The organism is Ruegeria sp. AG6 (assembly GCF_056541565.1).
Genome location: NZ_JBQFYQ010000005.1, coordinates 42,506 through 51,550, shown reverse-complemented (window position 1 = coordinate 51,550; position 9,045 = coordinate 42,506). Strand labels below are relative to the sequence as shown.

10 protein-coding genes are annotated in these 9,045 nt (G+C 57.3%); 6 read left to right on the top strand and 4 right to left on the bottom strand.

Translation table 11 applies throughout. The annotated features are described in order from the left end of the window. Positions 1-30: 30 nt before the first annotated feature. Positions 31-1,539 (bottom strand): PAS-domain containing protein, encoded by a 1,509-nt coding sequence (locus ACR0I0_RS12415; protein ID WP_209834398.1) that lies wholly within the window; start codon positions 1,537-1,539, stop codon positions 31-33. Positions 1,540-1,605: 66 nt separating this feature from the next. After that, positions 1,606-3,003, bottom strand: a complete 1,398-nt coding sequence (regB, locus tag ACR0I0_RS12410; protein WP_171635312.1) for a sensor histidine kinase RegB — start codon at positions 3,001-3,003, stop codon at positions 1,606-1,608. A gap of 90 nt (positions 3,004-3,093) precedes the next feature. Between regB and ACR0I0_RS12405 the strand changes: the two genes are divergently transcribed. The 3 genes from ACR0I0_RS12405 (at position 3,094) to ACR0I0_RS12395 (ending at position 4,828) form a co-directional block, all read left to right on the top strand. Next, complete coding sequence (locus ACR0I0_RS12405; RefSeq protein ID WP_480491641.1) at positions 3,094-3,720, top strand: SCO family protein; 627 nt, start codon at positions 3,094-3,096, stop codon at positions 3,718-3,720. Between the two features lie 80 nt (positions 3,721-3,800). Beyond that, positions 3,801-4,355 carry an ActR/PrrA/RegA family redox response regulator transcription factor gene (locus ACR0I0_RS12400; RefSeq protein WP_152459641.1) on the top strand — a complete coding sequence of 185 codons (555 nt, stop codon included), beginning with the start codon at positions 3,801-3,803 and terminating at the stop codon, positions 4,353-4,355. Positions 4,356-4,456: 101 nt separating this feature from the next. Next, positions 4,457-4,828 carry a VOC family protein gene (locus ACR0I0_RS12395; protein WP_171635307.1) on the top strand — a complete coding sequence of 124 codons (372 nt, stop codon included), beginning with the start codon at positions 4,457-4,459 and terminating at the stop codon, positions 4,826-4,828. A 78-nt stretch (positions 4,829-4,906) separates the two neighbouring features. Here ACR0I0_RS12395 and ACR0I0_RS12390 read toward each other — a convergent pair whose 3' ends face one another. Further along, a complete protein-coding gene (locus ACR0I0_RS12390; RefSeq protein ID WP_480486212.1) occupies positions 4,907-5,620 on the bottom strand; it encodes an SGNH/GDSL hydrolase family protein in 714 nt (237 codons plus the stop codon). A 51-nt stretch (positions 5,621-5,671) separates the two neighbouring features. Then, complete coding sequence (locus ACR0I0_RS12385) at positions 5,672-6,265, bottom strand: HD domain-containing protein (RefSeq protein WP_171635303.1); 594 nt, start codon at positions 6,263-6,265, stop codon at positions 5,672-5,674. A 206-nt stretch (positions 6,266-6,471) separates the two neighbouring features. Between ACR0I0_RS12385 and ACR0I0_RS12380 the strand changes: the two genes are divergently transcribed. From ACR0I0_RS12380 to ACR0I0_RS12370, 3 genes are all read left to right on the top strand, one after another. After that, positions 6,472-6,786 carry a hypothetical protein gene (locus tag ACR0I0_RS12380; protein ID WP_171635301.1) on the top strand — a complete coding sequence of 105 codons (315 nt, stop codon included), beginning with the start codon at positions 6,472-6,474 and terminating at the stop codon, positions 6,784-6,786. 103 nt (positions 6,787-6,889) lie between these two features. Beyond that, positions 6,890-8,278, top strand: a complete 1,389-nt coding sequence (gene ahcY, locus ACR0I0_RS12375) for an adenosylhomocysteinase (RefSeq protein WP_171116646.1) — start codon at positions 6,890-6,892, stop codon at positions 8,276-8,278. Between the two features lie 13 nt (positions 8,279-8,291). Then, entirely contained in the window at positions 8,292-9,041 is a 750-nt protein-coding gene (locus ACR0I0_RS12370) for an extensin-like domain-containing protein (protein ID WP_480491639.1), read from the top strand. Positions 9,042-9,045: the final 4 nt, after the last annotated feature.

Genomic DNA, 9,045 nt, shown 5'->3' with positions numbered 1-9,045 from the left:
GGCCTTGCGCCTGACCGGCTGCAACCCGGTTCAGGCGCTGATCTGTTCCATCGCGGTGGATTTCGAGGGAAACTCGGATTGCGTAAACCGCACGATTGTCGCGCCGTTATGAACCGGTGTGACGGTGCAATCCACGGTTATGCCGGTTCTCATCTGGATTTCAGCTGTCCATTCGGCGCGGTTTTCCCGCATTTCGACAAAATCCCGCACCTCACCCAAAACCGGCGTCGCAATACAAAGGTCTTGCCAGCGTCGCGTGACATCGGTGACCGTTTCGCTTTGGAACCCGACCTCGTGCGCGTCTCCCCACAGCTTTTGATACGCATAGTTGGTGAAGGCCAGCGTACCGTCATCTGCAAAGACGGCAATCGCGTCCGCCAGTTTGTCCAGGATGGACTGCATCAGATCCATTTCTGATCGAAAGCGCCGCGTCAGGGTGATTTCGGCGGTGATATCCTCGAATAGAAACGCCACTGCGCCGTCCGGGTGAGGGCGGCCGCTGACGGAATAGACCGATCCGGATGGCAGCGACCACGTCTCGTGGTAGTTTCCATCTTCAGCCGCTTCGAGAAGGTCGTTCATCTGACGCCGCCAGCTGCGGTAATTCTTCGGTTCGGGCATCATGTGTTGATCCCGCAAGCGGTCGAAGAAACTGCTCAGGCTGGGGCGGCAACTGAGGAAATCGGGCGGCAACGTGGTCAGATCGATCAGGGCCGGGTTGAACAGGGCCAGTTGCCGATTGCGGTCAAAAATGGCGAGACCAATGGACAATTGGGCAAAGGTCTTGGTCATGGTCTGCACGAATTTGCGCTGGGCGGTTTCCGCCTCGACAATCGCGTTGACGTCAACGGCATAGCATAGATGACCGTTCTCGTGTTCGATCCGAGTCAAATCGAACCAAAGCTTGCGATCAGTATCTGCAACATCCACCGACACGCGGGTTTTTCCGGTAGGTCTTGTGGCATCCTCCGGGCTTTCAAAAAGCGGCGCAGTCAGATCGGCGTCCTGATCACGCGCCTTTTGAACAAGTGCGACATAGGCGGCATTGCACCATTGCACCCGATTGTCGTTATCCGCCAACCATACAGGGTAAGGGGCCAGATCCATTGCCAGACGAGTCGGTTCGCCTGGGGAAACCGATCCGGCCGAGGAGGTCCTGGCGCATTCGCAAAGTCGAACGCGGACGATACCGTCGATCCACTCACACACGACTTCTCGTTCAACCGTGCAGTCAATGGCCGATACCAAGATTTTGCCCTGATCGCGCACTTTGTCGGAAGTTTCGGGAAAGGTGGGGAAATCCCTTTGCAACAAGCGCCGCAGGTCCAGCCAGTTTTCAATATGCTCAAACCCGGCCAGTGCGAAATCAGAATGGCTGATCAGTTGGTTGCCATCGAAAAGGAATACGGCATCAAACAGCGAGGTGTTCGAAAACAAACCAAAAGCCTTGTCGCGCTGAGCCCGGCGTGGCAACAGCCACAGAACGGCGAAACAGCACGAAACAAGACTGATCGCGGCCAGAATAATCCAATCGGCCATCAAATTCCCCAAGCCTGAACGATACAAGGACAGACTATGCGTGGGATTGGTTAACGGTCTCTTAATTCACACCTGGATGCGCGTGTTGGATCCCGACGGGACCGGGGTGTCACCCTTCTGTGCATCGATCAGTTTGCGTGGCCAGGTCACCTTGACGATTGCCCCGCGCCGTTCAGGATTGTCGGTCAGATGCTGGTAGGGGTCCGAACCATTGGCGAATTCCAGTTCGGCGCCGCTGCGTTCCAGCAGGGTTTTGGCGATGAACAATCCCAGGCCCATCCCTTCGTATTCCGGGCGTGCTCTCTGATCGGATTCTGCCCGTCTTCGGCGCATAAACGGATCCCCGATGCGTCCGATCATGTGGGGCGGATATCCCCGCCCGTCATCCATGATGCTGACGGTGATCCTGCTGTCGGTCCATTCAGCCTCGACCCAGACATTTGCGCGGGCGAAATCCACGGCATTCTGAATCAGGTTGCGCAAACCGTGAATGATCTCGGGTTTGCGCAGGATCGAGGGCTGCTGAACATCCCCGTCCTGCGCGGGGCCTTCAGAGAAATGAACCTCTTTGCCGCGACCGACATGTGGTTCGGCCGCTTCGTTCACCACTGTCGAAAGCGGTGCCTGCCGCAGGTGCAGATCATCTTTGCCCGCCCGCCCCATGTCGCGCAGAATGTCACGGCAACGGTCTGCCTGCTCGCGGATCAAAGCGGCGTCATCTTTCAGGTCCGGACGGTCGTCCAGTTCTTCGATCAGTTCCGCGCTGGTCAGTTTTATCGTCGCCAGAGGCGTGCCCAGTTCATGCGCGGCAGCGGCGACGACGCCGCCCAGATCGGTCAGCTTCTGTTCGCGCGCCAGCGCCATATGCGTGGCGGCCAGCGCTTCGGACATGGATTGGACTTCGGAACTGACGCGGTGGGAATAGGCGCCGATGAAGACGATGGCGATGATGATCGCGGCCCAGTTTCCAAACAGAAGGATATCGGGGATATCCAGAACAAGCCCCAGACTTGTCCGCAACGGAAGGTGAAATTCCGCCAGCACAGTTGTCAGAACGATTGCGACGGCGCCGACAATCAGGGTTGATCGTGTGCTCATGACATTGGCTGAAATCGTAACCGGGCCCAGCAGAAGCAGCGCAAACGGATTGTTCAGCCCGCCGGTCAAATAGAGCAGAATTGACAATTGCAGCAGGTCGAACAGAACCATCAGGAAGTTTTCAAACTCGGTCAGGCGCTTGTTTTGCGGAAACAGCAATATGGCAGTCAGGTTGCCCATGACCGAGATTCCGATGGCCAGGTAGCACAGGCCCAGTTCCAGCTGCACGTCATAATATCGCTGGGCCACCGTGATTGCGGTGAGCTGGCCAATGATGGCCACCCATCGCAAAAGGATCAGGGTTCGCAGGCGAATCCAGCTGCTGCGTTCCTGGCCGCGCCAAAAAGTCTGATTGGATTCTGCCATCGGTCGCTTATGTCCTGTTGCATCGGCTGGTCATCTTGATAGGTGTCCCGGCCGGAACGATCAACAACCCCCTGAGACCGGATAATCGAAATGACCCGCCTTCTCGCAATTCTCGCAACTCTTGTTCTGGCTATCGGACTTGGGGCCATGTGGATTCTGACACGGGGTGGCGGGTCCGATGACAAGTTCGCACAATGTCGGTCCAGCCAGATCGCCGGGGGTGCCGCCGCAATTGGTGGACCATTTGAACTGGTGAACGGTAAAGGCGAGACGGTTACGGACAAAGATGTGATTACCGAACCGACGCTGGTTTACTTCGGATACACGTTCTGCCCGGACGTTTGCCCGTTCGACATGTCCCGCAACGCCGAGGCTGTCGATATTCTGGCTGAACGCGGGCTGTCGGTGACACCTTTGTTCATCTCGATTGACCCGGATCGCGATACGCCCGAAGTCATGGCCGACTATGCTTTCAATCTCGGGGGCAAGACGATCGCCCTGACCGGCTCGCCCGAACAGGTCAAGGCGGCCAGCAAGGCCTACAAGACCTATTACAAAGCGCATGACAAAGGCGATGAATTCTATCTGGTTGACCATTCCACCTTTACGTATCTGGTTACACCCGAAAATGGATTTCTGGAGTTCTTCAAGCGCGAAGACACGGCCGAACAGATGGCGGACAAGGTTGAATGCTTCCTGGAACAGGCCGCGTCGTAACAAGGTTGTTTGACCTTTGTTCCCGCGCTGCTATTACTCATGTTCGAGCCAAAGGCATGAAATAGCGAAAGACCTAACATATGGCAGACACTTCTCAGCTTGACATCGGCCCTGACAAATCCCTGCTTTTGGTTGATGATGACGAGCCGTTTCTGAGACGTTTGGCCAAGGCCATGGAAAAGCGTGGCTTCGAGGTTGAGACAGCAGGATCCGTCGCGGCAGGGCGCGCGATATCCACCGCCCGGCCCCCGGCTTATGCCGTCGTCGATCTGCGGTTGGAGGATGGCAACGGATTGGACGTTGTCGAGGTATTGCGGGAAAAACGCCCCGACAGCCGAGTTGTTGTTCTGACCGGATATGGTGCGATCGCGACCGCCGTCGCGGCAGTCAAGATCGGCGCGACCGACTATTTGTCAAAGCCTGCGGATGCCACCGACATCACGAACGCATTGCTGGCAAAGGGTGACGAGATGCCCCCGCCGCCGGAAAACCCCATGAGCGCGGACCGTGTGCGCTGGGAACATATCCAGCGCGTCTATGAGCTGTGTGACCGGAATGTTTCCGAAACCGCGCGACGGTTGAATATGCATCGGCGGACGTTGCAGCGGATACTGGCGAAACGCAGCCCGCGTTAGGTCTGCCGGCCGCTCGATGACGGTTTAGTGACTTGTAACCTTGGACCCTGTCGAGGACTGTTCGGCACATCTGGAATCTTTTGTCAGAACAGGACCACTTTATGATCGGATATGTAACCGTTGGCGTTTCGGACATGGCGCGCGCCAAGGACTTCTATACCAAGCTTTTCGCGGACAAGGGCGCGAAAGTGGTTATAGACGCAGGCCGGATCGCGTTCATCGGCAACAAACCCGACGCGCCGATGCTGGCGGTGTGCGAGCCCTATGACGGCAATGTCTGCGCCGCCGGAAATGGCAACATGGTCGCCTTTGCAGCCGACTCCAAGGATGAGGTCAAGGAACTGTATGACAAGGCAATCAGCCTGGGTGCGGTGGACGAAGGCGAACCTGGTCAACGAGTGCCCGACAGGTTCTATGGTGCCTATGTGCGTGACCCGGATGGCAACAAACTGTGCTTCTACGTCTTTGGCTGAAACAGGGCGAACACAAACCCTGCCTAAGTTTCAGACAGGTCTGCGGGCAGCGGAGCTGACCGTACCCATTCAGTAGCTTCAGGGTGAGCAGGAGATTTCTGCACAGAGCTGCCGCGCCAGCTGACGATATCCGGTTGCGTTGGGATGCAACCCGTCCGATGTCCAGTCGGCGGTTTTTTCGGCGAACCCGTCCGGCGGGGTCAGAAACGTGCAGTTCGCCATATCCTGACAGGCCTGTTGTGCAGCCGAATTGAAGGCCGTTCGAAACGCCTCTTGTTCCGCGGTCCAGTTTGCACCGGTGACGGGCAACACAGCACGCCAGATCAACCTGTCGGCGGGCATGAACAGGGCCTTCAACTGTGCGACATAGCCTGCAATCTTCTCTGGCGGTGTGGCCGTCAGAGCGTCATTGACCCCGATTCCCAGATACCATGTCGGGACATGGGCAATCAGTTCCGGTTTTGCTCTTGCGATCAGGCCCGGGGTGGTGTCGCGGCTGATCCCAAGGTTCAGCGCGTTGGGCAGGACGTTGCTGGTCAACCACCCTTCGATTATGGAATCGCCGATGAAAGCGATCTGAATATCCGGTGAGGCGAGCGCTTGAGAAATCGGCCGCTCGTGCAGCCAGACCATGAGCTTGTAGTGATCGGTTTCCGTGACCGGGACATATGTGCCCGAGATTTTTCTGAGCGCCTTCGAGACACACCCGGTTTCGACCAACGCCGCCGCAAGACCAAAAGTCAGCACGACGTTGACGACAAGCAAAACTCGGGTTCCGGTCTTTGTTTTCATCTTTCTTCCACCAGTTCCCCCGTACCACTCACCGCATTCGGAAAGCGCCTCTCAGATCTGAGCGATCAATTCTGCGTGCCGCGCCGTAAAGGCGTGCCGCACCTCGACCGGGGGGCGCAGCCTGATCTGTAAACCCGCCATGATCCCCCTCTCCGGGCGACCAAAGAATTTCGTGGCTTCGGCCTCGGAAAACCCGGCAATCTGTGTCGCCTCCATCCAGGCGCTGATCTTGTCGGCCTTCTTGATCTGGCGTTTCACCGTTTTCGGCACCTCAGCCGGAAGTCCAAACCGTATATGGATTGCTGCCGCCAGCCGGTCGTCCAACGCGCCATAATCTGGGCCGACGGCGGATTTCACGGGCGAGATCATATCGCCGATCACATATTCGGGCGCGTCATGTAACAGGGCCGCCAAACGCCATTTCATGGGTGTTTTTGGGGCAATACGGCCAAAAATCTCTTCAACCAGCAGGGAATGTTCGGCCACGGAATAAGCGAAATCGCCGTTTGTCTGACCGTTCCAACGAGCGACAAAGGCAAGGCCGTGTGCGATGTCTTCAATCTCGATATCGACCGGTGTCGGGTCCAGCAGGTCCAGCCTGCGACCCGACAGCATCCTTTGCCACGCTCTGGGTTGTGTTGCCATTCTGCCATGCCTTGTGAAGTTGGACACGTTCAATTCGCGTTTTTATGGTATGATGTACCTGTCTGGATCACACGCTGCCAACATTTTCTTGAGCGTTCGTGCTTTGAAACGGCGCGGTATGATCCCGACATTAAAGACTGAGGGGGGTGCATTCTCCTCCCAGTGTGCCCCTCTCGAACTGAAACACGTATCGAAAGGAGCACCCTATGTTCAAACGTTTATTCGCAATCGCACTGACCTTCGGAATGGCCGCCACCGCGCCGCCTGCCTTTGCCCAGAATTGTGCGGCACGGGATCACATCATATCCAGATTGCAGGAGAATTATGCCGAGGAATTGGCCTTTGGCGGCCTGCAAAAAACACGCGGCGCGCAATCGGTGATGGAGGTTTGGACCTCGAAAGAAACGGGAAGTTATACCGTTTTGGTAACCAATGCGAACGGTATCAGCTGTATTGTTGCCGTTGGCACCGATTTTTTTGAAGCGATACCAAAGATCGAAATTGAAGGCACACCAAGCTGATATTGGCCATATCGTTTCCGATCACAGTCTTCAAAGTTGCCACCTGCCCCAAGGAATGCTAGGGGCAGCCGGGACTGTGATTTACCGGAAAATGGAGCACCTGATGGCCGGGGACTATATCGTTAAAGACATTTCATTGGCTGGCTTTGGCCGCAAAGAGCTGGACATAGCCGAAACCGAGATGCCGGGCCTGATGTCCCTGCGCGCGGAATACGGCGACAGCAAGCCGTTGAAAGGGGCGCGTATCGTCGGGTCGTTGCACATGACCATCCAGACGGGCGTTCTGATAGAAACGCTGGTGGCGCTGGGTGCGGATGTGCGCTGGGCGTCGTGCAACATCTTCTCGACCCAGGACCACGCCGCCGCCGCGATTGCCGAGGCGGGTATTCCCGTCTTCGCCGTCAAGGGCCAGACACTGGAAGAGCACTGGGATTATCTGGACAAATCCTTCCTGTTCGAGGAAGGCCCGAACATGATCCTGGATGATGGCGGCGACGCGACGCTGTACATCCTGCTGGGTGCCCGTGCCGAAGCGGGTGAGGACATCATCCCTGTTCCGGGTTCGGAAGAGGAAGAGGTGATCAAGAAGCAGATCGCCAAGCGTATGGCGGCAAGCCCGGGCTGGTTCACAAAGATGCGGGATCAGATCAAGGGTGTTTCCGAGGAAACCACCACTGGTGTGAACCGCCTGTATCAGCTGGTCAAGGAAGGGCATCTGCCGTTCCCGGCGATCAACGTGAATGACAGCGTCACCAAGTCGAAATTCGACAACAAGTACGGCTGCAAGGAATCGCTGGTCGACGGTATCCGCCGCGCCACCGACACGATGATGGCCGGCAAGGTTGCAGTGGTCTGCGGTTACGGTGATGTGGGCAAAGGCTCGGCCGCGTCGTTGCGCGGTGCTGGTGCCCGTGTGAAAGTCACCGAAGTCGACCCGATCTGCGCCCTGCAAGCCGCGATGGACGGGTTCGAAGTGACCCTGCTGGAAGACGAAGTTGCCACCGCGGATATCTTCATCACAACCACCGGCAACAAAGACGTGATCCGCATCGAGCATATGCGCGAGATGAAGGACATGGCCATCGTCGGCAACATCGGCCACTTCGACAACGAAATTCAGGTGGCCAGCCTGAAAAACCACAAATGGACCAACATCAAGGAACAGGTGGACATGATCGAGATGCCCTCGGGCAACCGCATCATCCTTTTGTCCGAAGGCCGTCTGCTGAACCTGGGCAATGCCACCGGGCACCCGTCCTTCGTGATGTCGGCCTCGTTCACCAACCAGGTTCTGGCCCAGATCGAGCTGTTCACCAAGGGTGACCAGTACGAGAACAAGGTCTACATCCTGCCCAAGCATCTGGATGAGAAAGTGGCCCGCCTGCATCTGGATCGCATCGGCGTGAAGCTGACGCAGATGGATGCGGATCAGGCCGCGTACATCGGTGTCAAACCGGAAGGTCCGTACAAGCCGGAACACTACCGCTACTGATCGCAGTCTGGGTATGACGCAGAAATCTGGGCGCCGCCGGTATTTGTACCTGGCGGCGTCTTTCTTTTTCAGGCTGGCGGTTGTTGTGATCCTTTTGGGCGGTGGTGTCTGGAGGGTGTTGGCGCATCCCGAAACGCCGATACCGTCACATTGGAACCCGTTGCGTGATCTGAAGGTAACCGCCCCGATCACACCCGTCACCAAGCTCCAACTGAACCGCGCATTGGCGAGCGAAGCACAGTGCCGGGCCGCTCTGGAAGACGCAGGTGTTCGGTTTGAGGCGATGGCGGACCTGGTTGTCGATCAGAATTGCGGCATCGCTGGTCGGGGTCGTCTGACCAAATTGGTGACATCAGGGATCGAGGATGTTGAAACCAGTTGCGCCACGGCTTTGCGCCTGACCATGTGGGAATACCACGTCGTGCAGCCCGCCGTACGCGATCTGCTTGGGTCCAACGTTTCCCGATTGCGCCACATCGGCAGTTACAATTGCCGCCCCATGCGCACCGCGCAGGGTGAAAACGGTGGGTGGAGCAGCCATGCCCGCGCGGATTCGATAGATATCGTCGGTGTGGATACCGTTGACGGTCGGACGCTGACCTTGTTGTCAAACTGGCAGGGCTCCGGACCGGAAGGCGCCTTTTTTCGACGGATCTGGCGCGGGGCCTGCGGTTGGTTTCGCGTGGTTCTTGGACCCGATTTCAATCGTTTGCACGCGGATCATTTCCACTTGCAAGGCCCGGGGTGGGGTTATTGCCGCTAGGCTT

Bases quoted from the DNA above. Each gene is read 5' to 3' on its own strand.
- ACR0I0_RS12415 (WP_209834398.1), bottom strand. From the start codon at position 1,539: ATGGCCGATTGGATTATTCTGGCCGCGATCAGTCTTGTTTCGTGCTGT.
- regB (WP_171635312.1), bottom strand. From the start codon at position 3,003: ATGGCAGAATCCAATCAGACTTTTTGGCGCGGCCAGGAACGCAGCAGC.
- ACR0I0_RS12405 (WP_480491641.1), top strand. From the start codon at position 3,094: ATGACCCGCCTTCTCGCAATTCTCGCAACTCTTGTTCTGGCTATCGGA.
- ACR0I0_RS12400 (WP_152459641.1), top strand. From the start codon at position 3,801: ATGGCAGACACTTCTCAGCTTGACATCGGCCCTGACAAATCCCTGCTT.
- ACR0I0_RS12395 (WP_171635307.1), top strand. From the start codon at position 4,457: ATGATCGGATATGTAACCGTTGGCGTTTCGGACATGGCGCGCGCCAAG.
- ACR0I0_RS12390 (WP_480486212.1), bottom strand. From the start codon at position 5,620: ATGAAAACAAAGACCGGAACCCGAGTTTTGCTTGTCGTCAACGTCGTG.
- ACR0I0_RS12385 (WP_171635303.1), bottom strand. From the start codon at position 6,265: ATGGCAACACAACCCAGAGCGTGGCAAAGGATGCTGTCGGGTCGCAGG.
- ACR0I0_RS12380 (WP_171635301.1), top strand. From the start codon at position 6,472: ATGTTCAAACGTTTATTCGCAATCGCACTGACCTTCGGAATGGCCGCC.
- ahcY (WP_171116646.1), top strand. From the start codon at position 6,890: ATGGCCGGGGACTATATCGTTAAAGACATTTCATTGGCTGGCTTTGGC.
- ACR0I0_RS12370 (WP_480491639.1), top strand. From the start codon at position 8,292: ATGACGCAGAAATCTGGGCGCCGCCGGTATTTGTACCTGGCGGCGTCT.